At 64.7% G+C, this 25,318-nt stretch carries 27 protein-coding genes and 1 tRNA gene; 9 read left to right on the top strand and 19 right to left on the bottom strand.

Annotation, left to right across the window (positions count from 1 at the left end; translation table 11 throughout):
* The first annotated feature begins 7 nt into the window (after positions 1 to 7).
* The 3 genes from AC0L3K_RS17660 (at position 8) to AC0L3K_RS17650 (ending at position 1,712) form a co-directional block, all read left to right on the top strand.
* Positions 8 to 844: an ATP-binding cassette domain-containing protein gene (locus AC0L3K_RS17660; RefSeq protein ID WP_473366510.1), complete on the top strand. Its 837-nt coding sequence runs from the start codon at positions 8 to 10 to the stop codon at positions 842 to 844.
* Positions 845 to 876: 32 nt separating this feature from the next.
* Positions 877 to 1,458, top strand: coding sequence for a flavin reductase family protein (locus AC0L3K_RS17655; protein ID WP_473366509.1), 582 nt, complete (start codon positions 877 to 879; stop codon positions 1,456 to 1,458).
* Positions 1,459 to 1,553: 95 nt separating this feature from the next.
* Positions 1,554 to 1,712, top strand: a complete 159-nt coding sequence (locus tag AC0L3K_RS17650) for a hypothetical protein (protein ID WP_018453881.1) — start codon at positions 1,554 to 1,556, stop codon at positions 1,710 to 1,712.
* 102 nt (positions 1,713 to 1,814) lie between these two features.
* On the opposite strand, the gene AC0L3K_RS17645 is transcribed toward AC0L3K_RS17650, so the two are convergent.
* The 9 genes from AC0L3K_RS17645 to AC0L3K_RS17605 form a co-directional block, all read right to left on the bottom strand.
* Entirely contained in the window at positions 1,815 to 2,963 is a 1,149-nt protein-coding gene (locus AC0L3K_RS17645) for a M20 family metallopeptidase (protein ID WP_473366508.1), read from the bottom strand.
* Positions 2,964 to 3,301: 338 nt separating this feature from the next.
* Entirely contained in the window at positions 3,302 to 4,687 is a 1,386-nt protein-coding gene (gene flbD / locus AC0L3K_RS17640; protein WP_473366507.1) for a sigma-54-dependent transcriptional regulator FlbD, read from the bottom strand.
* Positions 4,688 to 4,725: 38 nt separating this feature from the next.
* The gene (gene fliN / locus AC0L3K_RS17635) at positions 4,726 to 5,076 is read right to left on the bottom strand and encodes a flagellar motor switch protein FliN (RefSeq protein WP_007596160.1); all 351 of its coding nucleotides are present in this window, start codon (positions 5,074 to 5,076) and stop codon (positions 4,726 to 4,728) included.
* Positions 5,077 to 5,079: 3 nt separating this feature from the next.
* Positions 5,080 to 5,700, bottom strand: a complete 621-nt coding sequence (locus tag AC0L3K_RS17630; RefSeq protein ID WP_219681649.1) for a FliH/SctL family protein — start codon at positions 5,698 to 5,700, stop codon at positions 5,080 to 5,082.
* Positions 5,700 to 6,791: a flagellar motor switch protein FliG gene (gene fliG / locus AC0L3K_RS17625; protein ID WP_219681648.1), complete on the bottom strand. Its 1,092-nt coding sequence runs from the start codon at positions 6,789 to 6,791 to the stop codon at positions 5,700 to 5,702. Before fliG ends, AC0L3K_RS17630 begins: the two co-directional genes overlap by 1 nt.
* Before the next feature lie 17 nt (positions 6,792 to 6,808).
* Positions 6,809 to 8,416, bottom strand: coding sequence for a flagellar basal-body MS-ring/collar protein FliF (fliF, locus tag AC0L3K_RS17620; protein WP_219681647.1), 1,608 nt, complete (start codon positions 8,414 to 8,416; stop codon positions 6,809 to 6,811).
* Positions 8,417 to 8,608: 192 nt separating this feature from the next.
* Positions 8,609 to 8,884 carry a CtrA inhibitor SciP gene (sciP, locus tag AC0L3K_RS17615; protein WP_002714638.1) on the bottom strand — a complete coding sequence of 92 codons (276 nt, stop codon included), beginning with the start codon at positions 8,882 to 8,884 and terminating at the stop codon, positions 8,609 to 8,611.
* A gap of 359 nt (positions 8,885 to 9,243) precedes the next feature.
* Positions 9,244 to 9,951, bottom strand: a complete 708-nt coding sequence (locus AC0L3K_RS17610) for a flagellar hook assembly protein FlgD (RefSeq protein ID WP_007596155.1) — start codon at positions 9,949 to 9,951, stop codon at positions 9,244 to 9,246.
* Positions 9,952 to 9,964: 13 nt separating this feature from the next.
* Complete coding sequence (locus AC0L3K_RS17605) at positions 9,965 to 11,605, bottom strand: flagellar hook-length control protein FliK (RefSeq protein WP_473366506.1); 1,641 nt, start codon at positions 11,603 to 11,605, stop codon at positions 9,965 to 9,967.
* A 349-nt stretch (positions 11,606 to 11,954) separates the two neighbouring features.
* Between AC0L3K_RS17605 and mnmA the strand changes: the two genes are divergently transcribed.
* The 5 genes from mnmA to AC0L3K_RS17580 all read left to right on the top strand — a co-directional run bounded on the left by mnmA (position 11,955) and on the right by AC0L3K_RS17580 (position 15,243).
* Positions 11,955 to 13,136, top strand: a complete 1,182-nt coding sequence (gene mnmA / locus AC0L3K_RS17600) for a tRNA 2-thiouridine(34) synthase MnmA (RefSeq protein WP_354200747.1) — start codon at positions 11,955 to 11,957, stop codon at positions 13,134 to 13,136.
* A gap of 22 nt (positions 13,137 to 13,158) precedes the next feature.
* Positions 13,159 to 13,797, top strand: coding sequence for a class I SAM-dependent methyltransferase (locus tag AC0L3K_RS17595; protein WP_473366505.1), 639 nt, complete (start codon positions 13,159 to 13,161; stop codon positions 13,795 to 13,797).
* Between the two features lie 46 nt (positions 13,798 to 13,843).
* Positions 13,844 to 14,200, top strand: coding sequence for a hypothetical protein (locus tag AC0L3K_RS17590; protein WP_473366504.1), 357 nt, complete (start codon positions 13,844 to 13,846; stop codon positions 14,198 to 14,200).
* Between the two features lie 280 nt (positions 14,201 to 14,480).
* A tRNA-Met gene (locus tag AC0L3K_RS17585) sits at positions 14,481 to 14,557 on the top strand.
* A 221-nt stretch (positions 14,558 to 14,778) separates the two neighbouring features.
* Positions 14,779 to 15,243 carry a metallophosphoesterase family protein gene (locus tag AC0L3K_RS17580; protein WP_473366503.1) on the top strand — a complete coding sequence of 155 codons (465 nt, stop codon included), beginning with the start codon at positions 14,779 to 14,781 and terminating at the stop codon, positions 15,241 to 15,243.
* A 20-nt stretch (positions 15,244 to 15,263) separates the two neighbouring features.
* Here the strand turns inward: AC0L3K_RS17580 and AC0L3K_RS17575 are convergent, their stop codons facing one another.
* Both AC0L3K_RS17575 and AC0L3K_RS17570 read right to left on the bottom strand, forming a co-directional pair.
* Positions 15,264 to 15,452, bottom strand: coding sequence for a hypothetical protein (locus AC0L3K_RS17575; protein ID WP_007596149.1), 189 nt, complete (start codon positions 15,450 to 15,452; stop codon positions 15,264 to 15,266).
* Positions 15,430 to 15,783: a hypothetical protein gene (locus AC0L3K_RS17570; RefSeq protein WP_007596148.1), complete on the bottom strand. Its 354-nt coding sequence runs from the start codon at positions 15,781 to 15,783 to the stop codon at positions 15,430 to 15,432. The genes AC0L3K_RS17575 and AC0L3K_RS17570 overlap by 23 nt, the downstream gene beginning before the upstream one ends.
* Positions 15,784 to 15,926: 143 nt before the next feature.
* On the opposite strand from AC0L3K_RS17570, the gene AC0L3K_RS17565 reads away from it, so the two are divergent.
* A complete protein-coding gene (locus AC0L3K_RS17565; protein ID WP_007596147.1) occupies positions 15,927 to 16,187 on the top strand; it encodes a hypothetical protein in 261 nt (86 codons plus the stop codon).
* A 23-nt stretch (positions 16,188 to 16,210) separates the two neighbouring features.
* Here the strand turns inward: AC0L3K_RS17565 and AC0L3K_RS17560 are convergent, their stop codons facing one another.
* The 8 genes from AC0L3K_RS17560 to AC0L3K_RS17525 are packed head-to-tail and all read right to left on the bottom strand — an operon-like array spanning position 16,211 to position 25,182.
* Positions 16,211 to 17,278 (bottom strand): UDP-glucuronic acid decarboxylase family protein, encoded by a 1,068-nt coding sequence (locus AC0L3K_RS17560; RefSeq protein WP_007596146.1) that lies wholly within the window; start codon positions 17,276 to 17,278, stop codon positions 16,211 to 16,213.
* An 11-nt stretch (positions 17,279 to 17,289) separates the two neighbouring features.
* Positions 17,290 to 18,414, bottom strand: coding sequence for a CgeB family protein (locus AC0L3K_RS17555; RefSeq protein ID WP_007596145.1), 1,125 nt, complete (start codon positions 18,412 to 18,414; stop codon positions 17,290 to 17,292).
* Positions 18,411 to 19,499, bottom strand: a complete 1,089-nt coding sequence (locus tag AC0L3K_RS17550; protein WP_473366502.1) for a CgeB family protein — start codon at positions 19,497 to 19,499, stop codon at positions 18,411 to 18,413. The genes AC0L3K_RS17555 and AC0L3K_RS17550 overlap by 4 nt, the downstream gene beginning before the upstream one ends.
* The gene (locus tag AC0L3K_RS17545) at positions 19,496 to 20,626 is read right to left on the bottom strand and encodes a CgeB family protein (protein WP_473366501.1); all 1,131 of its coding nucleotides are present in this window, start codon (positions 20,624 to 20,626) and stop codon (positions 19,496 to 19,498) included. Before AC0L3K_RS17545 ends, AC0L3K_RS17550 begins: the two co-directional genes overlap by 4 nt.
* Positions 20,623 to 21,726 carry a glycosyltransferase family 4 protein gene (locus tag AC0L3K_RS17540; RefSeq protein ID WP_473366500.1) on the bottom strand — a complete coding sequence of 368 codons (1,104 nt, stop codon included), beginning with the start codon at positions 21,724 to 21,726 and terminating at the stop codon, positions 20,623 to 20,625. Before AC0L3K_RS17540 ends, AC0L3K_RS17545 begins: the two co-directional genes overlap by 4 nt.
* The gene (locus AC0L3K_RS17535; protein ID WP_473366499.1) at positions 21,723 to 23,009 is read right to left on the bottom strand and encodes a TIGR04295 family B12-binding domain-containing radical SAM protein; all 1,287 of its coding nucleotides are present in this window, start codon (positions 23,007 to 23,009) and stop codon (positions 21,723 to 21,725) included. Before AC0L3K_RS17535 ends, AC0L3K_RS17540 begins: the two co-directional genes overlap by 4 nt.
* Positions 23,006 to 24,070 (bottom strand): GDP-mannose 4,6-dehydratase, encoded by a 1,065-nt coding sequence (locus tag AC0L3K_RS17530; protein ID WP_473366498.1) that lies wholly within the window; start codon positions 24,068 to 24,070, stop codon positions 23,006 to 23,008. Before AC0L3K_RS17530 ends, AC0L3K_RS17535 begins: the two co-directional genes overlap by 4 nt.
* Entirely contained in the window at positions 24,070 to 25,182 is a 1,113-nt protein-coding gene (locus AC0L3K_RS17525; RefSeq protein WP_473366497.1) for an NAD-dependent epimerase/dehydratase family protein, read from the bottom strand. Before AC0L3K_RS17525 ends, AC0L3K_RS17530 begins: the two co-directional genes overlap by 1 nt.
* Between the last annotated feature and the right edge of the window lie 136 nt (positions 25,183 to 25,318).

Raw genomic sequence — 25,318 nt, 5'->3', positions numbered from 1 at the left:
GAATCACATGCAGACTGCCCTTCGTACCTCCCTTCCGGACACCGAACTCGCAACCCGCGCCAATTTCGCGCCTCACGCCCGCGTGGTGCGCGAGGAGCGCCCGGTGCAGACCTCCGGCCTGCCGCTCAGCATCCGCGGCCTGCGCAAATCCTACGGCGATAACGAGGTGCTGCGCGGCATCGACCTGCACATCCCCGCCGGCCAGTTCGTCGCCATCGTGGGCAAGAGCGGCTGCGGCAAGAGCACGCTGCTGCGCCTTATCGCTGGCCTGGAGAAGTTCGACGCCGGCAGCATCTCGCTCGGCGACGCCGTGAAGCCCGAGGATATCCGCGTGATGTTCCAGGAGCCTCGGCTGTTGCCCTGGGCCCGCGTTCTCTCCAATGTCGAGGTCGGCCTCGGTCGCGATCGCGCCTCGTCAGACGCGCATTCGCGCGCGGAGAAGGCGCTCACTGAGGTCGGGCTGACCGACAAGCGCGACCAGTGGCCATCGATACTGTCGGGCGGCCAGAAGCAGCGTGTAGCCCTTGCCCGTGCGCTGGTCTCGCGCCCCCGTGTGCTCGCCTTCGACGAGCCGCTTGGCGCGCTGGATGCGCTGACCCGTATCTCGATGCAGCGGTTGCTGGAGCGCGTCTGGCGCGACCAGGGCTTTACCGCGATCCTGGTGACCCACGATGTCGCCGAGGCGGTCGCGCTGGCCGACCGGGTGCTGGTGATCGAGGAAGGGCGGATCGCCCACGACGTCGTGGTTAACACGGCCCGGCCCCGCCAACGCGGCTCGGCCGAGCTCGCGGGTCTCGAAGGCTCGATCCTGAGCCACCTTTTGTCGGCGGACGATCGTACCTAGATAGACAGGGACCCCGGCTCGGGGACGATGCCATGAATGTAGTGCCCCGCGATCTCATGACCCAAACTGTCGTCTCCTCCGCCGATTTCCGCGGCGCCATGCGCCATCTCACCGGCGGCGTCAGCGTCATCACCGCCGGACGGGGCAAGGACATCACCGGCATGACGGTCACCTCGGTCAGCTCGTTCTCGGTCGATCCGCCGACGCTGATCGTCAGCATCAATCGCGACGCCTCGTCCTTCCCGCTGATCCGGCGCTACGGTGCCTTCGGCGTGAACATCCTCGCGGCCGATCAGCTCGAAATCGCCGAGCGCTTTGCCGGCAAGGGCGGGCTCAAGGGTGCCGATCGTTTCGCGGGCGCCAGATGGGTGACCGCGGTCTCCGGTGTTCCGCTGCTGGTCGGCGCATTGTCCGCCGTCGATTGCGAGGTCGAGGAGCTCATCGAGCGCCATTCGCACGGCATCGTCATCGGGCGAGTGCGAGACGTCAAGAATTCGACCCGCAATGCTGCGCTGGCCTATTGGCACGGTCAGTACGTGGCGGTGGATCAGGACGAAGACGCGGTCAGGCTCGCGGACGTCAGCGTTCCCACCCACGTCCGCCGCGGCATTTGATCGCCGCCGGCGATGGGCCGTGCAGGCTGGCCTTTTCCCCGTCATCGCTCTAGAAGCGCTGCCTGAGCCTCCCGCCGGGACAGCAATGGAGCGCAATGATGAAACGCGTCGCGACCTGGGCCTTCTACGCGGTCGGCGCGCTCGCGATCGCCTATCTCGCGCTCTACGCCTATGCGATGTTCAGCGGTCATCCGATCGTGCCGGGCGACCCCATCCAGATCTTCCGCAGGCCGGATGCGCCGAGCTATTCGTGAGGAGATTTGTAGGGTGGGTTAGCGAAGCCTAACCCACCACTGTCTGTCTCCGCCGAAGCCAACAGAGGTGGGTTACGCCTGCGGCTAACCCACCCTACAAAGTCATCCCCGCAAAATCGCCAGCGCCAGCGCCTGTGCGCGCGGCACGATGCTGTCGAGCTCGAGATATTCCTCTGGCGTGTGCGCAAGCCCGCCGACCGGGCCGAGGCCGCAGATGGTCGGCGTTCCGACCGCGGCGGTGAAGCCGGAATCGGCGCAGCCGCCGGAGAATTCGCCCTGAAGCGTCGTGAGGCCGGCCTGCTTTGCGGCGGCCTGATAGTTCTCGAACAGCGCCTTTGAATCGGCGCTCTGCACCACCGGCACGAACTCGCCCTTGATTGTGAGCGTCGCGCTGGTGCCGGGCACGTAAGGTGTCGCGATGATGGTCTCGATCGCCGCCATCACCCTCGCGCGGTCCGCCGGATCGACGTAGCGCAGGTCGATCTGCCCTTCCGCGTAAGGCGCCGTCGTGTTGACGGACTGCCCGCCCGAGACGAGGCCGACATTGAGCGTGATGCCCTTGTCGAGATCGGTCAGCGCGTGGATATGCACGATCTTGTGCGCGAGCTCGCCGATCGCGCTGACGCCGGCGGCGAAATTGGCGCCGGAATGCGCGGCTTTGCCGGTAATGGCGACATGCATGAAGATGCCGCCCTTGCGTCCCGTGACGATATTGCCGGTCGGGCGGCCCGGCTCGGAATTGAACACGGCGCGCGCGGTGCGCCCTTCGCGCTCGATCACGGGCCGCGAGGAGGGTGAACCGATTTCCTCGTCCGAGGTGATCAGCAGCTTGATCGGGTGCGGGTTGCCGCCGAATTTGTGAAAGGCGGTTGCCACGAACATGTTCATGACGACGCCGGACTTCATGTCGGCAACACCAGGACCATAGGCGCGCGTACCCTGGATCGTGAACGGACGCCGTCCGGCCTCGCCCTTGCCGAACACGGTGTCGCGATGCCCCATCAACAGCACCGGCTTCTCGTTGCTGCCGGGCTTTGCGACTTCGGCGTGGATGGCATCGCCGAATGTGGCGTGGCTTTCGCGCCGGAACGGAATGCCGTGCTCGGCGAAATGCTGCTCGAACCGCGCCCCGACCGCATCGACGCCTTCCTTGTCATAGGATCCGGAATCGATGTTCACGACATCGCGCAGCAGGTCGATCATCGCCTGCCGCTGCGACGCCAGCCAATCCGTGATTTGAGCTTGAGACATGTTCACCCTCGCGTGGTTCTCGGTGGCGCTTATAGGGCTTTGCGGGGGCTTGACCTAGTCGGAGAATGCGGTGCGGCCATGTCGCAGTCTGCGGGTTTGATGCACGCTGCCTCCCCAACGTCGTCCTGGCGAAAGCCAGGACCCATACCGCGGAATCTGTCGACGGAGGGTGGTAGGAGTACCGAACGACGAATCTTCGCCAAACTCCCCCTTGGGGCATTGGGTCCTGGCTTTCGCCAGGACGACATTGAGAGTCTGGAGGCTGTCTGCACTTCACCAACAAAAATGCCCGAGGACCAGCCCCGGGCATTCGCAGTCTCAATGTTCGGCAGGAGCGCCTACGCCCCCACCATCGGCATGCGCGGATATTCACCCGGGGTGCCGGCTGGCGTGATCGGAATGCCGCCGTCGGAATATTCGTTGAGCTTGTTGCGCAAGGTGCGGATCGAGATGCCCAGGATGTTGGCGGCATGGGTCCGGTTGCCGAGGCAGTGCTTCAGCGTCTCCAGGATCAGGTCGCGCTCGACGTCAGCGACGGTGCGGCCGACCAGCGCCCGCGTCACCTGCTCGGCGGCCATGGTGGCATGCGCCACGGCCGGTGCGGTCTTGGCGAGGTCGAGGCGGTCGCCGTCGGGCGTGAGGATCGCATCGGCACCGATCTCGTCGCCCTGCGCCATCAGGACCGAACGGTGCATGGTGTTTTCGAGTTCGCGGACGTTGCCTTGCCAGCGGTTGGTGGAGAGCACGCGCCGCGCTTCCCCCGAGATCGGGCGCATCGGCACGCCGTTGGCTTCGGCGTATTTCTTCACGAAGTGCTGGGCGAGCTCGAGAATGTCGAGGGGACGCTCGCGCAGCGGCGGGATCTTCAAATTCACGACGTTGAGCCGGAACAAGAGGTCCTCGCGGAACGTGCCTTCGCGCACGGCCTCGACCAGGTTGCGGTTCGAGGTCGCGATGATGCGGATGTCCACCGGGACGGGCTTGGTGCCGCCGACACGGTCGATCACGCGCTCCTGGATGGCGCGGAGCAGTTTCGATTGCAGGCGGACGTCCATCTCCGAGATTTCGTCGAGCAGCAGCGTGCCGCCGGTTGCCTCCTCGAACTTGCCGATACGACGGGCGATCGCGCCGGTAAAGGCGCCCTTCTCGTGGCCGAATAGCTCGGACTCCAGCAGATGCTCGGGGATCGCGGCGCAGTTGATCGAGATGAACGGGCGCTTGGCACGGGCCGAGCGGGTGTGGACGTATCGAGCCAGCACTTCCTTGCCTGTCCCGGATTCGCCGGTGATCATCACCGAAGCGTCCGAGCCTGCGATCTGCTGGGCGAGCTTGATCACCTTGGCCATCGCCTCGTCGCGATAGACCAGCTCGCGGGAATCGTTGGCGACGGCAGCCAGCACCGCTGCGATCAGCTCCGGGTCCGGCGGCAGCGGGATGTATTCCTTGGCGCCGGCATGGATCGCGGCGACCGCGGCGCGGGCGTCGTTGGTGATGCCGCAGGCGACGATCGGCGCGTGGATGTGTTCGGCCTCGAGCCGCATCACGAGGTCGCGGATGTCGAGGGCGACGTCGACCAGCAGCAGGTCGGCGCCCTTGCCGCTGCGCAGCACGCGCATCGCCTGTTCGTTATCCTCGGCGTGGGTCACGGTGGCGCCGTTCGCCATCGCGATCTTGGTGGCGGTGGTGAGCTGGCCCTTCAATGTGCCAACGATGAGAAGCCGCATGTCAGTCTCCTGTGGTCGCGCTGCCGCGCGTCGTCGCTTTAGGCGCGTTCAGTCTTGATGATTTCGGTCATGGTCACGCCGAGCTTGTCCTCCACCAGGACGACTTCGCCGCGGGCGACCAGCTTGTTGTTGACGTAGATGTCGATGGCCTCGCCGACGCGTCGGTCGAGCTCGAGCACGGTCCCGGGTCCGAGCTTCAACAGCTCGCTGACGTCCATCTTGGAGCGGCCCAGCACCGCCGAAACCTGCACCGGCACGTCGAACACGGCCTCGAGGTCGGCGGCGGCGCGCGTCGCATATTCGTCCTCGTTGTAGCCGACGTCGGTGCCGGTAGGCGGCATCGGGCCGTTGAGGTCGGGCAGCGGGACCTGTCCGTCAGTGTCGCTCATGATTTAACTCCCCCTGCGGGACGCAACATAGCGTCCCACCATTTCGTCGATCTTGGCCGCGATGGCGGCGCGCTCCAGCACGACGCCGCCATCGGCCCATTCGATCCGGCAGTCGCCGGTGGCAATCTCCGGCTCGGCCAGAATCACCAGCCGGCCTTCGAAGCCGTTCTGCCTGGCCAGCCGCTCGATGTTCTCGCGCGCGGAATCGTAGAGCGCGTCGTTGATGCGGACGACGAGATGCGGCGTCGCGACCAGATGCGAGAAGCAGTCCTTGACCAGCGCGACGATCTCGCCGAGCGGCTCGGCGGCGACCAGATCGGCGCACAGCTTGCGCGCCACCGCGACCGCGACGTCGACCGCCTCGGTCTCCATCTTGGATTCGATGTTGCCGATGCCCGAGGCGATGCCCCGGATGGCGATGTTGATCTCTTCCATGGCGAGCGCGACACGGCGGTCGCTCTCGGCCTTGGCCTCGCGCTGGCCGGCGGCGAAGCCGTCCTGATAGGCGCGCGCCTCGGCTTCCGCGACCTTCTGGGCGATCTCGGCCGCGGTTGCGGCCTTCTCGCGCGTCCGGTCGGGCGCTGCGAAGTCGTTGTCGAACAGGAATTTTGCCGGAGCGGCCATCAATACACCAGCTCGTCGTCGGCGCGGTTCTTGGTCAGCATGATCTCGCCCTTGGCGGCGAGATCCTTGGCGAGGTTGACCAGCAGCGCCTGGGCCTCGTCGACGTCGCGCAGGCGGACCGGACCCATCGCCGCCATGTCATCCTGGAGCATTTTTGCCGCACGCGACGACATGTTGCCGAAGAAGAAATTGCGGACGTCCTCGTTGGCGCTCTTGAGCGCGACGCCGAGCTTGTCCTTGTCGACGTTGCGCATCAGGGTCTGGGCGGAGCCGGAATCCAGCTTCACGAGGTCATCGAAGGTGAACATCAGCGCCTTGATGCGCTCGGCCGATTCGCGGTTGTCCTCTTCCAGCGAGGTGATGAAGCGGGTTTCGGTCTGGCGGTCGAAATTGTTGAAGATTTCCGCCATCACCTCGTGGGCGTCGCGTCGGCGGGTCTGTGACAAATTGGACATGAATTCGGTGCGCAGCGTCTTCTCCACGCTCTCGATCACCTCCTTCTGCACCGCCTCCATCTTCAGCATGCGGTTGACGACGTCGAGCGCCAGATCCTCGGGGAAGATGCCAAGCACGCGCGCGGCGTGTTCCGGCTTCAGCTTCGACAGCACGACCGCGATGGTCTGCGGATATTCGTTCTTGAGATAATTGGCGAGCACCTCTTCCTGCACGTTAGAGAGCTTCTCCCACATGTTACGGCCGGCGGGGCCGCGGATTTCGTCCATGATGCCGTTGACGCGCTCGGGGGCCAGATATTGCTGGAGCAGCCGCTCGGTGGCGTCGAAATTGCCCATCAGCGCGCCTGAGGCCGACATCCGCGAGACGAATTCGAGCAGCATGTCCTCCACGGTGTCGACCTCGACGGTGCCGAGCGTCGACATTTCCAGCGAGAGCTGGCGCACCTCGTCGTCGTCGAGCAGCGACCAGATCTTGCCGCCATATTGCTCGCCGAGCGCCAGCATCAGGATCGCGGCGCGCTTCGGCCCCGCCACCGCGTCGACCTTCGCGCCTCCGCGGCTGCCGGCACGCTGACCGAGCGTGGAGATCACGCTGGTGATGTCGTTGGAATTGGCGTTTTGCAGGGCAGCGGCCATGTCAGATCACTTCTCGATTATTTCGTGGGTTCGGTCAGCCATTGGCGGATGATGGCGACGGTCTCGTTGGGATTGCGCTCGGCGAGTTCGCCGACGCGATGGACGGATTGGGCATGGACCTGGCCCTGGACGGTGGCGACGTCGATCGCGCTCGCGGCGCCGCTCGGCAGGAGCGGCTGGCTGGCGGGCGCGGCCTCGTCGCTCGCCGGACCGGTGAGGACGCCGGAGATGGCGGCCGCGACTTCGTCCGATGCCAGGATGCGCTTGACCAGCGGCCGGATCACCAGGAACAGCACGACCAGGCCGAGCAGCATCATCACGCCGAGCTCGACGAAGTACATGACGTCGTCCTTGGTGAACTGGAGCATGCCGAGCAAGCCGCTCGGCTCCGCGATCGGGGTGGTGGAGGGGGCGTCGGCAAAGCGCAGATTGACGACCTCGACCTGGTCGCCGCGCTTCTGGTCGAAGCCGATCGCCGAGCGCACCAGCGTGGCGATGCGGTCCAGCTGCTCCTTGGTGCGGTCCTGGTAGGCCAGATCGCCCTTGTCGTTCTTGGAGTAGATACCGTCGACCAGCACCGCGACCGAGATGCGGTTGACCCGGCCGGCCTCGGTCACCTCGGTCTTGGTGGTGCGGGAGATCTCGTAATTGTTGGTCTCTTCGCTTTTCTTGCTCTGGTCCTTGGCCGCGACGCCGCCGTTCTGCTGGTTGCCCGGCAACTCGTTGTTGACGGTGACCTGGCCGTTGTTGTCGGCGGTCATGCTCTGCTCTTCGCGGGTCTGGGTCGAGCGCAGCACGCGGCCTTCGGGATCGTACTTGTCCGAGGTCTGGGTGATCTTGTTGAAGTCGAAATCGGCGGAGAGCTGGACCCGGGCGCGCCCCGTCCCCACCACGGAGGAGACGATGTCCTCGACTTGCTTGCGCATCCGCTTCTCGAAGGCGGTGCGGCGCTCGTCGCCCATCGCCTGCTCCGGATCGGTCTGGGCGCCGTCGGCGAGCAGCTGCCCGGTCTCGTCGACGATCGAGACCCGCTGCGGCTTCAGCCCGTTCACGGCAGAGGCGACGAGGTGGCGGATGGCGCGGATCTGCTGGGCTTCCAGCGCGCCGCGGACCCGCACCACGATCGAGGCCGACGGCTCCGGCGCCTCGCGCGAGAACAGCGGGCGCTCGGGCAGCACCAGATGGACGCGGGCGGCCTGGATGCGGTCGATGGCCCGGATGGTGCGGGCTAGCTCGCCTTCCAGCGCGCGGAGATGGTTGATGTTCTGGACGAAAGAAGTGGTGCCGAGCGCATCCGACTTGTCGAACACCTCGTAGCCGACGCCGCCGCCCTTGGGCAGGCCGCCCTCGGCGAGCTTCATCCGCAGGCGGGTGACCTTGTCCTTGGGCACCATGATGATGGTGCCCTCGTTGCGCAGCTCGAACTGGATGCCCTGGCGCTCCAGGTCCTTGATGATGCCCGAGGAGTCCTCGACGCTGAGATCGGTGAACAGCGTCGTCATCTGCGGCGTGGTGACGCGCATGATGACGAACGCAAAGAAGCCGACGAGCGCGGCGGTGACCGCGATCATCGCCCCGAACCGGGCGGCTCCGATACCCTTCAGAAAGTCCGCAAGACCTTGCAAGCAACCGCCCCGACAGATTCGGCTGCTTTCACAGGAAAGGCCGACTGGGCAATTATTGCCTAGGTGATGGTTTCGATATGGTTAACGAAGGTTAAGAGCTGCGACAAAAGTAGCGCCAAAACGAAACATGAAAAAAATCGGCCTCGCAAGGCGAGGCCGATTTTTGTCAAAAGCCGCAGATTTCCGGATTGCCTACTGGCGATATTGTTGGATACGGGTGGTGCGAAGTCCCGCCAGACCATGCTGGTCGATCGAAAACTGCCAGGAGAGGAATTCGTCAACCGTCAGGGTATAACGGCTGCAGGCCTCCTCAAGGGAGAGAAGACCGCCACGGACTGCGGCGACGACCTCGGCCTTGCGGCGGATGACCCAGCGTTTGGTGCCGGGTGCAGGCAGATCCGCAATCGTCAACGGACTACCGTCCGGCCCGATGACGTATTTTACCCTCGGGCGATGGGGTTCTGTCATGGCGTACTCACAAACTCTCAACCACTGAACTCACTCAGGAACCCTACGCCCGCCGACTTAAAAATCCGCTAAGCCTAAGGCTTCAATACAATTCTCGTTGAAAATGGCTGGAACGCAGCCGTCTCGACCGGCGGGACGGTGCGTCCGGGCGGGCCGAGGGGGGTGTTCGTAAATACTTTACTAACGAAAGAGGCCTGCGGGGGTGTCGCACGGCCCTCAACGTCGTCCTGGCGAACGCCAGGACCCATTACCCCAGCGCGAAGTTTGGCGAAGACTCGGAGTTACTTCCTCGCGCCAAAACGACTTTCGGTGGCGATGGGTCCTGGCTTTCGCCAGGACGACACAGCGGCATTCCGCCTTTAATTGCTGGCCGTCGCGATGATGCTCTTGACCTGGCTCATCGTGTAGCTGGCGCCATCGATGGTCAGCAGCGGCGGCGACTGGGTCAGGTCCACGGATGACACCGTGCCCTGCACCTGCGCGGCGATGCCGACATTGTTGTTGGCGACGTCCTTGCCCGTGGCCGAGATCGTGTACTTACCGTCGGGCCATTGCGTGCCGTCATTGCCCATTCCGTTCCAGGTGAACGGAACGTCGGTGCCCGCGCCGGCGGTGTATTTGCCGGTGAACACGGTCTGGCCGCTGGCATTGGCGACGGTGATGTCGACGGTGGCGTCGCTGGGCACGTTGAGATGCCAGGTTGCCGACGAGTTGGTCATGCTTGCGGTCGTGCCGTCGACCAAGGCGGTCTTGCCGACGAAGCCGAGCGCCTGGGTCGCCTGCGTGGTCTGTTGCAGGGTGACGAGCTGGGACAGCGAGTCGTTGGTCTTGAGCTGCTGCTCGACGCCGGCGAACTGCACCAGCTGCTGTGTGAACTGGTTGGTGTCCAGCGGATCGAGCGGATTCTGATTCTGCAGCTGCGTCGTCAGCAGCGTCAGGAAGGTCTGGAAGTTGCCGGCCAGCGTCGCGCCGGTGCTCGAGCCCAGGCTTGGGTTCGACGAGGATTTCGGCAGGTCGGTCGTGCCGGAGACGACGGACGGGGCGGTGGCGGCATTCGTGGTAGTCATGATCGAATACTCCTCACACTCTGATATCGACGCCGCTGCTCGATCCGAGCATGCGGCCGTAGCTGCGCCCGACCGGGGCTGCGGGAACTGCGTCGTCGTCGCTGACGATCAACCGGCGGGCATTGCCGCCATTGTCGTTGTTTTGGCCGGAGTTCTGCCCCGACGAGTTCTGGTCGCGCAGGCTGAAGGACAGCCCGTTGCTGCCGGTCTTGAGGCCGGCATCGTCGAGCGCGCGCTGCAATTGCGGCGCGTCCTGCCGCAGCATCTGCAGCGTCTCCGGCTTCTCGACGGTGAGATGCGAGGTGACCTGGCCGTTGCGGTCGACATTGATGCGGACGTCGATGCGGCCGAGGTCGAGCGGATCGAGGCTGATGTCGAACCGGGTCTTGCCCGCGCGCGCAGCGGCGGCAATTTCGATCGGCACGCCGCTGATCGGAATGGCCGTATTGGTGGCCGCGGTCGCCGTGAGCGTCGCTGTCGAAGCGGTCGCGGCCGAAGTGGTATTGGTCAGCGACGCCTGCACGGCCGAGGCCGCCTGCGCGCTGGTGTCGGTGGTGGGGACAGCGACCTGCGTGCCGGCATGGGCATGATTGGTTGTCGTCGCCGGTGCCGCATCGGCGGTGCGGTCGGAAGTCCCAGCCTTGGCGTCGGCCGCGTTCGCATCGATGGACGGCTTGTCCGGTTGCGGATGCGCCGTGGTGGCGGACGCTGCTGTCGCCGAGGTCTGCGCGGCGTTCGCCTTGCCGGTGTCCTGGCCGATATTGGAGACGTCGCTCGCGCCCTGCGCGATCGCTGCGGCCTTGAACGAGGTTTTTGGCGTGCCCTGGTCGACCGCGGCGATCAGGCCGCCATTGGTCTTGGCATCGGTCGCGGTCGAATCGGTCGTCCCGGTCGCGGCATCGGCCAGCGTCGCCGAAGTGTCGGCATCGACCTTGGCACTTGCGGTCTTGGCGCTCTTGTCGCCCGGCGTCGCGGTATCGGTCTTGGGGCCGGCGATCTGCGCCGCGATGGACGCGCTGGCGGCGATGCCGGCGGCGGCAATCGTCAGCGGCGAGGAGGCGGAGCCGGCGGCCTGGTTCGTAGCCGCGTTCGGATCGGCCGGCACGGCCACGACGAGTGCGTTTGGATCGGGCACAGCGGCGGCCTGCGTCGCGTCAATCTGCGCGGCTGCGACGGCGTCAACGGCGGCAAGGCTGCCGTCGGCCTTGTCCCCCTTGGTCTCGTCGGACTTGTCCGCAGACTTGTCGGCCGATTTGGCGTCGGACGCCTCCGGCTTGTCCTTGGTCTTGCTATCAGCCTTGGCCGCATCAGCCGTCGTATCGTTCTTGGCGTCGCTCTTGGCGTCGTTCTTGATGTCGCTTTTGGCGGACGCGGAATTGTCAGCGTCGTCGCTGGCCTTGCTCTGCAAGGGCTTGTCGGTCGCCGAGCGATCGCGCGGGCTCCTGTCCGAGGCGGAGGAGGATGAATCGGTCCGGCGCGGGGAGTCCTGCGCGGAGGACGCCGCGCTGTCGCTGATCGCCTGGGTGTTGCTGTCCACCAGCGAGCCGAACGAGTCGTTGGCGGAGTTCTCTTTCGGCGCTTGCGACCGGGCAGGCTTTTGCTGCGCGCTTGGGACTTGCACGCTTGCCACGACATCTGACGTACGACCGACCACAGGCAACCCCTTGGAAACATCTTCGCCATGAGAGGGAGCAAGGAGCGGGCCATCCTCGCGCTGAGTAATTTTATTTAATGAAATCAATGATTTGATGATTTGGCGTCCCCGCCCCAGGGCCTCTCGAAGGCCCGCCATTTCTGCCTCCTCGGCAAGAATTGCCGTAAACCTTGCGGGGTCCGTGATTGCTTCACCGGAAGGCCGCCTATATTAAAGAGACAGCTCTCAACCGCTTTCGACCGGGCAGGCCGTGCCCTTCGGGAACTCTCAGTTCCCGGGGATCGCCGATGTCCCGCCGGAAGCACCCAGCGGATCGCCCAACGCCGCCGTCCACAACGCTTTAAGGCCCATGCTCAACAGTCTGGATCTCGAAGGCCGTCCTGAGGATACCAGGGTCGTCGTTGCCATGTCGGGCGGCGTCGATTCATCGACGACGGCTGCGCTTTTGAAGGCGGAAGGCTACGACGTCGTCGGCATCACGCTGCAGCTCTACGACCATGGTGCTGCGACCCATCGCAAGGGCGCCTGCTGTGCCGGCCAGGACATCCACGACGCCCGCGATGTCGCGGCCAAGCTCGGCATTCCCCATTACGTGCTCGACTACGAGGACCGCTTTCGCGAATCCGTCATCGACAATTTCGCCGACAGCTACGCGCTCGGCGAGACGCCGGTGCCGTGCATCGAGTGCAACCGCTCGGTCAAGTTCCGCGACCTCTTGAAGACCGCGCGCGAATTGGGCGCCACCGCGCTTGCCACCGGCCATTACGTCGCCTCGCGCCGCCGCGACGACGGCTCGCGCGCGCTGGTGTGTGCCGCCGACGCCGATCGCGACCAGAGCTACTTCCTGTTCGCGACCACGCAGGAGCAGCTCGATTATCTGCGCTTTCCCCTCGGCGACATGACCAAGCCCGAGACCCGCGAGCTGGCGCGGCGCTTTGGCCTCGCGGTTGCCGACAAGCACGACAGCCAAGACATCTGCTTCGTGCCCACCGGGCGCTACACCGACATCATCACCCGCCTGCGGCCGAACGCGATGGACCCCGGTGACATCGTCGATCTCGACGGCCGCGTGCTCGGCCGTCACAACGGCATCGCCAATTTCACCATCGGCCAGCGCCGCGGCCTCGGCATCGCAGCCGCCGCACCGCTGTTCGTGGTGCGGCTGGAGGCCGCCAACCGCCGCGTCGTCGTCGGCCCGCGCGAGGCGCTGAAGATGCACCGCATCAGCTTGCGCGACGTCAACTGGATCGGCGATGGCGACATCGACCGCGCCATCGGCAATGGCCTCGAAATGTTCGTGCGCGTGCGCTCGACCCGCGCGCCCCAGCCGGCGTGGCTGCGCGGTGCGAACGGCCATTACGAAGTCGAGCTCGTCGCCGGCGAAGAGGGCGTTTCGCCGGGACAGGCCTGCGTGTTTTACGACGCACCTGGCGGCCAGGCCCGCGTGCTCGGCGGCGGCTTCATTCAAAGCGCCGCCGCGAAGGCCGCAAGCAGCACGACGAGGCCGCTCGCAGAAGCGGTCCGCGGCTAAAAAAATATATAGGGCAGGGGGCATGGCAGCAGACATCTCGCGGGCCGGGGTCGAGAAGGCCTATGGCCGCTGGGCGCCGGTCTACGATCTCGTGTTCGGCAAGGTGTTCGACGCCGGCCGGCAGTCGACCATCGCGGAGGCCGACCGCGTCGGCGGCCGCATCCTCGACGTCGGCGTCGGCACCGGGCTTTCGCTGTCGGATTATGCGCGCACCACAAAAATCTGCGGGGTCGACATCTCCGAGCCGATGCTGCGCAAGGCGCAATCGCGCGTGCGTGCGCTGCGCTTGAGCAATGTCGAGGTGCTCTCGGTGATGGACGCGAAGAATCTCGCCTTCCCCGGAAACTTCTTCGACGCGGTGGTCGCGCAATACGTCATCACCGCCGTGCCGGATCCGGAGGGCACGCTCGACGAGTTCGTGCGCGTGCTCAAGCCCGGCGGCGAGCTGATCCTGGTCAACCACATCGGCGCCGAAAAGGGTGTTCGCAAACTCTCCGAACTCGCGTTTGCGCCCTTGGCCCGCCGCCTCGGCTGGCGCCCGGAGTTTCCGTGGGCCCGCCTGGTCGACTGGGCCGCGAAACATGGCGGCGTTACGTTGGCGGAGCGCCGCCCGATGCCGCCGATGGGGCACTTTTCGTTGATCCGCTACCTCAAATCGTAATGTTCGGGGGTGGGAACAGGGCGCGCGCCCCGCGCGTTTCCCTCCCATGCGCACCACATCGAACATCATTCTGGCCAGCCTCCTGATCGCCGCCTCCGGCAGCGCGATCGCGCAGGCCCCGCCCGCCCCGGCGACGCCGCCGCAACAAACCGCGCCGCCATCCCCGCAGCACGCCACCAATTGCACGCCGCAGGACCGCCCGAACCGCTCAGCCGACGGCACCACCACCGGCCAGTCCCGGGAACCGCTCGGCGACAAGCTGGCCAAATCGGACGGCGTGCTCTGCCCGCCCTCCGGCGTCGATCCCGAGATGCACGCCCCGGCGCCCAGCACGAACGGCGCCATGCCCGTGATCCCGCCCCCCGGCAGCCCCGGCGGGGAGCCGACAGAACGGCCGAAATAGGCCCTGTTCCGCACCCCCAATCTCGGCGTCAGGCCCGGGCGCGGCCCGGGCATCCACGTTCTCGGCGGCAGCGAAGAAGTCCGTGGATGGCTGGGACAAGCCCGGCCATGACGGTGCGGCCGGAAATTAAGCTCAAAACAAGCCAATTCGTCTCCACCCGCGGCCATGTCCGCCGAAGCTTTCGCTAAGCGGAAGCGAAGGCGGATTGACAGCCCGCCGCCCCCTTCCTTATATGCCGCGCGTTCGCGAGATCGGCCTTGTCAGGCCCTCGCGACCCTGTGGCGGGGTAGCTCAGCTGGTTAGAGCACGGGAATCATAATCCTGGGGTCGGGGGTTCGAGTCCCTCTCCCGCTACCAAATTCCGCGATTTTGCATCCCTAATTACTATCTCCTGCGATTTTGTACTCCTGACCCGTAGCGGTCGGAGCCCCGCTTGCGGGACTGCGTTGTCCGAGAAAAAGCCTCGCGGAGCGTCCCGAACTCAGGAATCGTCATTTTTCCATCCCGGTCACGAACCAGGAGGGTGAGGAGATCGGGAAAGTGCCAATGGATGTCCTGCACTGAAATCCCGGCCTGACATGTTGACGAGAATCGGAGTGATCTCGGATACGCACGGCCTTCTCCGGCCGGAGGCCGAGCGCTGTCTTGCGGGAGTGTCGCATATCCTCCACGCCGGTGATATCGGCGCGCCGGAGGTTCTGGAGCGGCTTTGCCGAATAGCACCCGTCACCGCCGTCAGGGGAAACGTCGACGTCGGCAGCTGGGCGAGGCGCTATCCCGAAACCGAAACGGTGCACCTCGGCGCTCGTTGCTTCTATCTTCTGCACGATCTCAAGACGCTGGCCATCGACCCTGCGGCAACCGGTGTGAACGTGGTGATAGCAGGACATTCGCATCGGGTGCAGGTCAACACGATCAACGGAGTGCTTTTCCTGAATCCCGGGAGCGCCGGTCCGAGGCGCTTCAAGCTGCCGATCACGCTGGCAACGCTCGATCTGGATGAGGGCGACCTGCGGCCCACCATCCATGAGCTCGACGCGTGAACGAGGTACGTGCGTCGCAGCTAGTGGGTATTCGATTTTTGCCACCGCTCCAGATCAATCGGGGGACGCTTTGGGTCGATCTGCTCCTTCTCGGGATTCCCCTGCCAAGGCTGGTCCGTCTGCCGGTGGGTTGGCAAATCGGTCTGCTGTCGCGGATCGTCGACCGGGGTTTCTCTCGGATCGTTTTCAGGTTCTTTTGCTTTCGGCATAAGCTGTCCTCTCTACAATCCGTCGATGCGGCGGCACGCGATCAGCGTACTGGCGCGGCACGGAAGTACCGATCATCATCTCGAAATTCGGGCGATCCATCGCGGGGTCATGCGCTGATGAGAGGATGGAGCGGAGCTGTTCGCGCTGCTGATCGTTGAGGCAGCCGGCTCCTGTGGAGGGGCGGCCCAGATAGTCCGTTGCCCCGAACATCTGCGGGACGGCGAACCAGACGATGAAACCCACAAACAGGACCGCGGCCACTCCCGATCCCGCCATCATCAGCTTCCGGGTGCCGTCCTTCTCCGTTTCACGCGATAGATCCTTGACCATGAACAAAAAGCCGTCGGTAGGAACTGCGGGGTCAACACGGGCAGGAATCGTTCGTTCCTACGGGCATGTATCGGCCGCCGAGGCTGCCTGCGCTGTCATATGGGCTCGCAGGACCGAAACCCTCTCATCCGCGTTTTGCTGTCATGACGCACATCATCTTTAGCGACTACCGCAATCCTGCTGCCGAACAGGCCTATGAGATCGCATGGGACTTTCTCGCCCGTAGTGGAGCGATCCACGATGAATTCGATGCGTGCGTATTTCTAGCCCAACGCATCACCATGATGGTCCAGGAAGGCCAGGAAAATCGGATCCGGATGGCGAACCGCGCGATCTCCGAATACCAGTACCATCTCGAGAACCTCTGCAAGTCGGTCCGCGGCGCGGCTGCTTCACGGGCTTGAGGGCTCGCGAGGAGTTCCGCTGATCACTGCCGATCGGCGATCGTCAGCTTGCCGCGTGCCCCGGTACGTCCGCTCCTGCGCGGTGCAATGGCCGGAACGAGTGCCGGCGCTTCCCCGGCCATGCGCATGGCGAAATAGGCGATCGTCGCCTTGAGACCGTCTTTGAGCGCCACGCGCGGGCGCCATCCCAGCGCTCGAACGGCTGTGTCGATCACCGGTTTGCGGCGCTTTGGATCGTCCTTGGGCAACTCCTCGAACCGGAGCGGGGAAATTGATTCCGTGTACGCCAGCACGTCGCGCGCAATGGCCTCGATGGTGACCTCGTGGGGATTTCCCAGATTGCACGGACCGGTAATCGAAGACGAACTCTCCATGAGCAGCTGGAGGCCGTGCACGAGATCGTCGACGAAGCAGAAGCTCCTGGTCTGCGTACCACCTCCATAGATCGTGATCGGCTCTCCGCGAAGTGCCTGCACGATGAAGTTGGAGACCACGCGTCCGTCATTCTCCAGCATCCGGGGTCCGTACGTGTTGAAGATGCGCGCGACCTTGATTTCGACCCCGTACATGCGATGGTAATCGAACATCAGCGTTTCCGCGGCCCGCTTGCCCTCGTCGTAGCAGGCCCGGGGCCCGATCGGATTGACGTTGCCGAGATAGGTTTCCGGCTGGGGATGGACCTCCGGATCGCCGTAGACCTCGCTGGTTGATGCCTGCAGCACCCGCGCGCCTTTCCGCTGCGCGAGCTCCAGCATGTTGATGGTGCCGAGCACGCACGTCTTCATCGTGCCGACCGGATCCTTCTGATAGTGACGGGGCGACGCCGGGCAGGCGAGGCTGTAGATCCGGTCGATGTCGCCGTCGATCTCGACGGGATCGCGCACGTCATGTTCGATGAAGCGAAAATTCGGATGATTGAGCAGCGGCCGGATGTTGTCGATCCTTCCCGTAAACAGGTTGTCGAGACAGATCACGGTGTGGCCGCGCTGCAGAAGCGAGTCGCAGAGGTGGGATCCGATGAAGCCGGCGCCGCCGGCCACCAGAACGGTGGGGGAGCGGCGGGACGCGTTGATGCGGGTCTGAAGTGTCATGGTGGTGCCTTTCAGATTTGAGCGACCTGCATGGGACGCGAGGCGGGAAGTTGCGGGGCTTTCCGACGGCGACGGACCGATGCCTCGGCGTAGTAGGTCTCCACTTGCCGGGCGCGATGGTCGGAGGTGTGGTCGGCCAGAACGCGCCGCCGTGCGTTTTCCGCGATCGTGCGCCTCCGCTCCTCGGGCATGTCGCGCAGGATCTCCACGACGTCGCGGGGGCTCGATGCGAGCAGGATTTCCCGGAAAGGCTCGAAGACGGTCTCGATTCCAGGCCACCGGTCCGAGATGACGGGCGTGCCGCACGCGGCCGCTTCGAACAGACGAACGCTGGGCGAGAAGCCGAGCGCGCGCATGTCGGCGCGGGTGGCGTTTAGCGTAAAGCGTTGCTCTGCGTAAAAGCCCGGATGATGTCTCGGCGTGAGGTGCTCGATCCGGGCGACATTGGCGGGCCAGACCACCTCATCGGGATATTGCGCGCCGGCGACGACGAATTGCTCGCGTGACAGAGTGCGAGCGGGGGCGAGCAGCAACTGCTCCAGAACCGGTTGCCGGTCCTCGCTATAGGTTCCGAGATAGCCTAATGCCCACTTCTTCTCCACGCGTTGTGGCGCGTAGATGTCGGTGTCGGCACTGCAATACAGCACCCGCGCCAGCGGACTGCCATAGTTCTCCTCAATCATGCCGGGCACCGGGCCGCCGGCAAAGGACAAATAAAGGTCGAAGCGCGGGATCATCGCCGCGGAAAGATAGTCCAGGCCCTGCTCGAGCTTGGCAAGCGTGACCGGCGTGTCGATGTCGTAGAAGGCGGTAATCCCCCGGGCGTGGGTCGTGATCCATTCGGAGATCGCGATGCCGTCGGGCACGTAGGAGCCAATGACCACCAGATCGGCATCGCGGATTATCTTGCCGAAACGCTGCGGGATGTCCTTCAAGGATTGATAAAGCTCGACGGTCCAAGCGGAAGGCTTGGCAAGATCGCGATGCTCGCGATACCAGGGGACGTCGCGTTCGAGAAATGTGACGTGGTGACCTCGTCGTGCGAGGGCTTCGATCAGGGCGCGGTAGGTCGTGGCATGGCCGTTGCCCCAGGACGAAGTAACCGAAAGACCGACGACGACGATGGTGAGGTTCATTCTGCTGCCTCGATTCGCGAACTGCTTGCGGCAAAGAGATCGTTGAACTGGCGCGCGCGCTGCCGGTAGGTGTGATGGCTCAGAATGCGCGCACGAGCGCGCGCTGCGATCGCCTGAGCCCGGTCGAGGTGCAGTGCGGCAAGATGCTCTGCGACCTCGGCCCCGCTCGCGGCCACCAGCACCTCGCGATCTGGTTCGAGAAAATGATCGATGCCGTCCCACTGGTCGGTGATCAGGCAGGCTCCGGCACCGATGGCTTCGAACACGCGCGTTGGCGGCGAGAAGCCGTAGCGGGCCATGCTATCGCGATTGACGTTCAGCGTAGCCAGAGCGGAGCCGAAAAACGTGTTGTGGTCGCCGGTCCCGACATGCCCGACCTTGTGCAGATTGGCTGGCGTGTCTTTCGAGTCCCACCCCGATCCACCGAGCACGAACGTCTTGTCCGGCAATCGGCAGGCGACATCGATAAAGAACCGCTCGACGCGCTGCTCGCGATCAGGGAGGCGGTTTGCCAGCAAGCTCAGATCGCAGGTGAAGTGCGCATTGGGCGGCGCCGGAAAGTGCGTGGCGGGGTCGAGCGCATTGTAGATCGGCACGCAGTCTCGCGCGCCGATGCCGCGATAAGCGGATACGACAGCATCGCCGCCGCCATAGGTCAAAACCATGTCGTAGGACCGGATCGCATGGCGCAGATGATGGTCTGGATTGTCCGCCACCGACTCCAGCGTCGCGGGGGCATCGACGTCCCAGTAGATGCGCATCGCATTCGACGGAATTTCGGCGACCGCGTTCTCCAGCTCCCGATCGAAGACGCCGACGCCGCTGGCCTTGACCAGCATGTCGGCCGAGCGGGCCGCTTCCTCAAGCGAGCTTCGCCAGCCGTCGGGCGTCGCGGCGTAGACCACCACCTTCGCCCAGTCCGGATCGTCGATGTCGCGATGGGCCTGGCGCTCGAAGGCATCGGGCTCGAAGAATGTGACGTCGTGGCCGAGGGCCACAATCTCCTTCAGCATGCCGCGGTAATAGGTGGCAGCACCGTTCCAGTAGGATGAGACGAGGCTGGACCCGAAGAAGCAGATCTTCATGCGGAGGCTCCGATGTATCGCAGGGGCTTTTTGGAGTGGCCTGTGGCCCGGAGGTCCTGCACGATGCCGACAAGCTGCTCCGCCCGGTGACGGCAGGTGTGACGTTCCTTGATTGTCCGGAGTCCGGTCTCCACGGTGGAGGACCATAACTCCCGGTTATCGAGCAGCGCACGAAGCGCCCGCTTCATTTCGGTGCCGTCGGAGGCGCCGAGATAGGCACCTTCCGGGAACAGGCCTTCCGCATCCGACCAGGGGGCCGAGACCAGTGGAATGCCGCAGGCCATCGCCTCGAAGACGCGAATGGTTGGAATGCCCGGAAGCAAGCGGACATAGGGGCCGCGGGGAACGTGGACAGTCGCGCGTGCGCCGGCGAAAGCGATGGGAGCCCAGTGTGCGGGCAGCCAGCCGCCATACCGAATGCCTGCCGCCTGAATGGTGTCGAGCGCCCCGTCCGAATAGCGGACGCCATAGACCCCCGCGCGCAGCTTCAGCTCGGCCACGGGTTCGACCAGAAATTCGTTGAGCTCGGTGCTGCGTTCGCCGTCGCCCCAATTTCCGATCCAGACGACATCGTCGGTGCGCTCGACATGCGGCAGCGGATGGTACAGGGCGATGTCGGCCGCCTCGTGCCAAGTGAAGGCCCGGTCCGCCCAGCCGAGCTTCAGATAGATTTGACGAAGGACCTCGCCGAAGGCGAGCACACCGTCGAAGCCGTCGAGGTCGAACTGCGCAAGTTCGTCCGGTGCGCTAACGGCGCGATGATGGGTGTCGTGGAACAGCAGCGTGAACGGAGCGCCGTGAGCCCGTCTCGATCCGATGTCTGCGATTAGATCAGGCGAATTCCATTCGTGGACGACGACGAGATCGGCGCCGTGCAAGGCTTCATCAAGATCAAGGGAGGCATCGTAGCGGCGGATGCCGATGCCGGGAAATAGCGTTGGAATATCCTCCATCGTTTGACTGCCACCCTCGCGGATCGCATTCAATCGGCTCCAGCCGTCGATCGGCTCGAACACGACGACCTCATGACCGAGCGCGTGAAGTTCGCGGGCATAGCCGCGCAGGAAATGGGCATTGCCGTTGTTCCAGCAGGAGGTGAACGCGTGGTAGAACAGAACGCATTTCATGCGCGTACCTCCATGGGGGCAGGCGCGTGATGGTCAGCAAGCAGCTCCTCGTAGAGGCTGAGATAGGCGCTCGTGGTTCGGGCCAGCGAGTAGGTCAGGGAATGCTCAAAGGCGGCACGTTGCAGCCGCACTCGCTCGCGATCGTCGGTGCACAGATCCGCGAGTGCTCGATGCAGCGCCTTGCTGTCGGTGGGGTCGACGAACAGCGCGGCCCCGCTCCACAATTCCCTGAAAGTGGGAATGTCGGACAGGACGAGAGCGCATCCCGCCGCCGCGGCTTCCAGAACGGAGAGGCCGAACGGCTCATAGAGCGCGGGGCTGGCAAAGATAGCGGCGTGCTGCAAGTGCGCGCGCATGGCTTCGTGAGGCAAATGCCCGAGCCATGTGACGGAAGCCGAAGGGCACTCGTTCACCGGCCCGGCCACCTGAACGGGCCAGTCCAGCCCAGGCGCGGCAGTCGCCAGGACCTCGATGTTCTTGGCGCGGTCCCAGAGCCGGCCCGCCGCAAAGATCATGTCTTGCTTCCGTCCCGCGAGACCCTGAGGGCCAATTCCATTCCAGATCACGATGCCGCGCGAGCGAGGCCGATAGATTTCCGCAATGTCGTCGTGGAAGGACTGGCTGGGACAAACCCAGGCCTGTGCGGTGTCGAGTGCGGCGGTCACCCGTTCGGTGTAGCCGCGCCATTTCGGTTCGCCGAGCCAGCTCGTATCGCGGCAGGCGAGCCCCCAGGAGTTGACGCAGGAATGCGCGACGACCACCACCGGCGCGCGCCAGGCGAAGGTCGCCTCGCGAAAACTGTTGAGGTGAACGACGTCAGGCCGGATTCCGGCTTCGAGCTTCGCAAGGACGCGCCTGGCCTGGGCCAGATCTTGTCCGTCCGGGTCCTGCCATTCGAGTGCAAGGTCCGTTTCGATCAGGCGGACCCGCGAGCCACGCAGCATCTCAAGCTGGCCGGCCCGTGCGCGGGGGCCCATCATCACCAGGGTGACGTCGGCGCCCTTCGCAGCAAGGGACGAAGCAAGAGAGGACGAGTAGGTCCAGACGCCCCCGATGGTATCGGTCGTCATCAGGATCCTGAGCTGCGAGCTGCGGCTCATGATGTCACCTGCAGTTCGAGAGCCTCGAGCGGGACCGGGCGATCGTTCTGCACGTCGCTGAACTGGTCGAACATCGCAAGATAGTGCCGGTGTGCGCGCTCCCAGGCGAAATCGTCGGGCTCGCCCCACAGCTTTCGATAATCCGGCGAGCCCGGATAGGGATACAGCGGGACCGGATCGTTGGCCCAGATGCCGGCATCCTGCATGGTGCGGCGCCAGCGCTGCACGACGGGATCATCATCCTCGGGGACTTCGATCAAATTGGCCTGCACGAAAGGAACGTGACGGCGCGCTTCGACCAGCCGTTCGGCAAGCTGGTCGGTCGTCATCTTGCAGTTCTTGGCGAGCGCGGCGCGTCCTTCGACGGTCAGGCTCTCGATGCCGGCTTCAATCGAGACGCAGCCGGCGCGGCCGAGCAGAGCCAGCATATCCGGCCTCCAGAGGTCGATGCGGGTCTGCACTCCGAACTTCAGCCCGCGTGTGGTCAGCCCTTCCAGCAGTTCCGCGTTCGGAAGGAAAATCTCGTCGATGAAATAGACGTATTCGATGCCCTGATGACGCAGGCCGTCGATCTCTTCGAGAACGATGGAGGCAGGCCGCTTGCGGTAAGCGTTGCGGAAATTCTCCTTGGCGCAGAAGGTGCAGTTGTACGGACATCCCCTGGACGACTCGACCTCGGCTCCCGGCGCCTGCGGCTCGGCTTCGAAACGATGATGGTGATGATGGTGCCGCCGGATCATCTCCTCCGGCCAGTCGAGCGGCGGCTGATCCTTGAACGCGACGGCCTGCGGGCCGCCATTGACACGGAGCGATGCGCCATCGGCGAAGCACAGGCCCGGAAAGTCCCGCTCGCCATTGGCGAGACGCAGCAAGGACGCCTCGCACTCGCCCATCACGACGATGTCGGTGCCGAGCTTTCGAAGCGCGGTCCTTGGCACAGTCGAGCCATGCGGGCCCACCGCGATGAGGATCGGAGCCAAATCGCGCACCGCCATCGCGAGCTCCTGCGGAACGCGGAGCTCGGGAGGGGCACAGCGCCAGAACAGATAGGTCGGTGCCGTCGTGATGACGATCTGGTCGGGGCCGAACGCGCGCAGCTCGGCTTCGATATCGGCGAGGGAAAGATCGAACATGTGGGCGTCGAGCAGCAGCGTCTTGTGCCCGGCCGCCTTCAGGTAATGCTCGGAGATCCCGAGTTCGAGCGGAAGGTGAGGGGATCGGCAGCCGAAATAGATGCTGCCGCCAAAATCCCAGTTTGGATTGATGAGGGCAACACGCGTCATGCCAGCGCCTCGCGGTTGCCTTGTGACGATCCGAACCGGCCGTCCAGCCAGGTGTGAAGGGATCGGAGGCCGTCTGCGAACGAAACCTGAGGCGCCCAGCCGAGCGCGCTGGAGAGCGCGCGCGTGTCGGTGACGTACCAGGGCTGATCCCCCGGCCTCCAATCAGCAAAGCGATAGGCCACCTTGCGGCCGGTCAGATCGGTGATGCGGTCGATCAATTCCAGCAGACTGATTGCGTTGGCCGGACCGCCGCCGAGATTGAAGACGCGTCCACCGGCGAGCGCGATGCCATCGAGCACGGCGAGCCAGGCCGAGGCCGCGTCGGAGACGTGAAGCGCATCGCGGACCTGATGGCCGTCGCCATAGATCGTCAGCTCTTTGTTGCGGATGGCGCTCAGCAGGAAATGCGCGATCCAGCCCTGATCCTCCGTGCCGAATTGACGGGGCCCATAGATGCAGCTCATCCGCATCACGACGGTCTGGAGGCCATAGACCCGCGCATAGTCGTGGACGTATTGATCCGCCGTTCCCTTGGAGCATCCATAGGGACTGTAGAAGTCGAGCGGCGCATTTTCCGAGATGCCGGCGGTGAGCAGGCCGCTTGTCGGCGTGTAGCGGCGGCCGGTGAGCGCGATGTCGCCATCGTCGATCAGGCGTCCGTAGACCTTGTTGGTCGAGGCGAACACGATCGGCGCGGCGTTGTTGTGGAGCCGCACGGCTTCGAGCACGTTCAATGTGCCCCGCGCGTTGATCTCGAAATCGGCGGCCGGATCGCTCACGCTGTCGGTGACGGCGACCTGGGCGGCCAAGTGCAGCACGGCGCGGGCTTCGCGTACCGTGTCGATCACCGGGATCGGCTCGCGAATGTCGGCGACGGTGATTGTGACCCGGTCGCCATGCCGAGACTTCAGCCACTGCGCATTCTCCCGCACGCCGGCGCGGGCGAGGTTGTCCAGGATCAGCACCGGCTCGCCACGCTCCGCGAGGCGATCGGCGAGGTTGCAACCGATAAACCCGCAGCCGCCGGTGATCAGGACGGGTCTGTTGTCTCGTTCACTCATCACGCGACCAATCCTCGTTGCTGCAGTTCCTTGGTGGCTCGCTCGGCCTGATCGTCAGCGATCTGGTCGGCGAGATATTCCGCCAGCTCTTCGAGCCCGTTCTTGAATGCGACGCGAGGCTCGAAGCCGAGCACGTCGCGGGATTTTCCCATGTCGGCGAAGCAGTGCCGGATATCTCCGGCGCGATATTTCCGCGTCAGCTCGGGCGCAATGTCGCGGCGCCCCATGACTTCGGCCAGATCCTCCGCGACCGACAGAATGGTGCGACTCTGGCCCGAGCCGACGTTGAAGACGTCCTGCGCGTGCTCCGCCTCCAGCGCCAACCGGCAGGCGCGGGCAACGTCATGGACATGGACGAAATCGCGGCGCTGCCGGCCGTCCTCGAAGACGAGGGGAGGACGGCCGTTGAGCAGCCGGGCGGCAAAGATGGCCAGCACGCCGGTATACGGATTGGACAGGGCTTGACGTGGCCCGAACGCATTGAAGAAGCGTAGCGCCACGGTCGGGATGCCATAAGCCTTGCCCGTGATCAGGCACATGCGCTCCTGCGCATATTTGTTGAGCGCATAGATCGAGCTCAGCGAAGGCTGCTTTGTCTCCGGCGTAGGGACAGGATCGAGCGGGTTGCCTGCGGCATCGCGCAGCTCCCAATCGCCGCGGCGAAGCTGCTCGACCGCCCGCTCCTCGCAGGCGACCACGCTCTGATCGGCGCTCCGGTAAAGGCCCTCGCCGTAGATGCTCATGGACGAGGCCACCACGAGCCGCGCGACCGGGCGCTTGGACAGTGTCTGCAACAGCACGGCGGTACCGAGCTCGTTGGTTCTGACGTAGGGTTCGATGTCGTACATGCTCTGGCCGACGCCGACTGCTGATGCGAGATGCAGGACCATGTCGGTGCCGCGCAACGCATGATCGACCGCGAGAGCGTCGGTGACGTCACCGACGACGAGCTCCGCGTCTTTGGCAAGATACGCGGGACGCTGGCGGTTGCCTCCGTGGACCTGCGGCGAGAGGTTGTCGAGCAGGCGGACTTCATAGCCGGCCGCCAGCAGCGCGTCGGCTGCATGCGATCCGATGAATCCCGCACCTCCAGTGATCAATACTCGCGTCATTCACCGCTCCGTGCCGCCGTGAGATCGATCCTGCGGGATCAATCCGTGATGAGAATGAAAGCGCGCTGCTGTTCTGGTCGGGCGACCGGCGCGCCAGTCACATTTGGAATAAGAAGCGATGCAAGGAATGTTCGTT

The sequence above is a fragment of the Bradyrhizobium sp. MI1.10 genome, assembly GCF_055811035.1.
This window is presented reverse-complemented; position numbering and strand designations above follow the sequence as displayed.

What these genes read in the sequence shown, in the direction of transcription:
- AC0L3K_RS17580 (WP_473366503.1), top strand. Translation starts at nt 14,779, where the DNA reads ATGTTGACGAGAATCGGAGTGATCTCGGATACGCACGGCCTTCTCCGG.
- AC0L3K_RS17630 (WP_219681649.1), bottom strand. Translation starts at nt 5,700, where the DNA reads ATGGCCGCTCCGGCAAAATTCCTGTTCGACAACGACTTCGCAGCGCCC.
- AC0L3K_RS17560 (WP_007596146.1), bottom strand. Translation starts at nt 17,278, where the DNA reads ATGACACTTCAGACCCGCATCAACGCGTCCCGCCGCTCCCCCACCGTT.
- AC0L3K_RS17570 (WP_007596148.1), bottom strand. Translation starts at nt 15,783, where the DNA reads ATGGTCAAGGATCTATCGCGTGAAACGGAGAAGGACGGCACCCGGAAG.
- AC0L3K_RS17535 (WP_473366499.1), bottom strand. Translation starts at nt 23,009, where the DNA reads ATGACGCGTGTTGCCCTCATCAATCCAAACTGGGATTTTGGCGGCAGC.
- AC0L3K_RS17555 (WP_007596145.1), bottom strand. Translation starts at nt 18,414, where the DNA reads ATGAACCTCACCATCGTCGTCGTCGGTCTTTCGGTTACTTCGTCCTGG.
- AC0L3K_RS17545 (WP_473366501.1), bottom strand. Translation starts at nt 20,626, where the DNA reads ATGAAATGCGTTCTGTTCTACCACGCGTTCACCTCCTGCTGGAACAAC.
- fliG (WP_219681648.1), bottom strand. Translation starts at nt 6,791, where the DNA reads ATGGCCGCTGCCCTGCAAAACGCCAATTCCAACGACATCACCAGCGTG.
- AC0L3K_RS17655 (WP_473366509.1), top strand. Translation starts at nt 877, where the DNA reads ATGAATGTAGTGCCCCGCGATCTCATGACCCAAACTGTCGTCTCCTCC.
- mnmA (WP_354200747.1), top strand. Translation starts at nt 11,955, where the DNA reads ATGCTCAACAGTCTGGATCTCGAAGGCCGTCCTGAGGATACCAGGGTC.
- AC0L3K_RS17610 (WP_007596155.1), bottom strand. Translation starts at nt 9,951, where the DNA reads ATGACTACCACGAATGCCGCCACCGCCCCGTCCGTCGTCTCCGGCACG.
- AC0L3K_RS17595 (WP_473366505.1), top strand. Translation starts at nt 13,159, where the DNA reads ATGGCAGCAGACATCTCGCGGGCCGGGGTCGAGAAGGCCTATGGCCGC.
- AC0L3K_RS17650 (WP_018453881.1), top strand. Translation starts at nt 1,554, where the DNA reads ATGATGAAACGCGTCGCGACCTGGGCCTTCTACGCGGTCGGCGCGCTC.
- fliN (WP_007596160.1), bottom strand. Translation starts at nt 5,076, where the DNA reads ATGAGCGACACTGACGGACAGGTCCCGCTGCCCGACCTCAACGGCCCG.
- AC0L3K_RS17540 (WP_473366500.1), bottom strand. Translation starts at nt 21,726, where the DNA reads ATGAGCCGCAGCTCGCAGCTCAGGATCCTGATGACGACCGATACCATC.
- AC0L3K_RS17575 (WP_007596149.1), bottom strand. Translation starts at nt 15,452, where the DNA reads ATGCCGAAAGCAAAAGAACCTGAAAACGATCCGAGAGAAACCCCGGTC.
- AC0L3K_RS17590 (WP_473366504.1), top strand. Translation starts at nt 13,844, where the DNA reads ATGCGCACCACATCGAACATCATTCTGGCCAGCCTCCTGATCGCCGCC.
- sciP (WP_002714638.1), bottom strand. Translation starts at nt 8,884, where the DNA reads ATGACAGAACCCCATCGCCCGAGGGTAAAATACGTCATCGGGCCGGAC.
- flbD (WP_473366507.1), bottom strand. Translation starts at nt 4,687, where the DNA reads ATGCGGCTTCTCATCGTTGGCACATTGAAGGGCCAGCTCACCACCGCC.
- AC0L3K_RS17525 (WP_473366497.1), bottom strand. Translation starts at nt 25,182, where the DNA reads ATGACGCGAGTATTGATCACTGGAGGTGCGGGATTCATCGGATCGCAT.
- AC0L3K_RS17530 (WP_473366498.1), bottom strand. Translation starts at nt 24,070, where the DNA reads ATGAGTGAACGAGACAACAGACCCGTCCTGATCACCGGCGGCTGCGGG.
- AC0L3K_RS17660 (WP_473366510.1), top strand. Translation starts at nt 8, where the DNA reads ATGCAGACTGCCCTTCGTACCTCCCTTCCGGACACCGAACTCGCAACC.
- AC0L3K_RS17645 (WP_473366508.1), bottom strand. Translation starts at nt 2,963, where the DNA reads ATGTCTCAAGCTCAAATCACGGATTGGCTGGCGTCGCAGCGGCAGGCG.
- AC0L3K_RS17565 (WP_007596147.1), top strand. Translation starts at nt 15,927, where the DNA reads ATGACGCACATCATCTTTAGCGACTACCGCAATCCTGCTGCCGAACAG.
- AC0L3K_RS17550 (WP_473366502.1), bottom strand. Translation starts at nt 19,499, where the DNA reads ATGAAGATCTGCTTCTTCGGGTCCAGCCTCGTCTCATCCTACTGGAAC.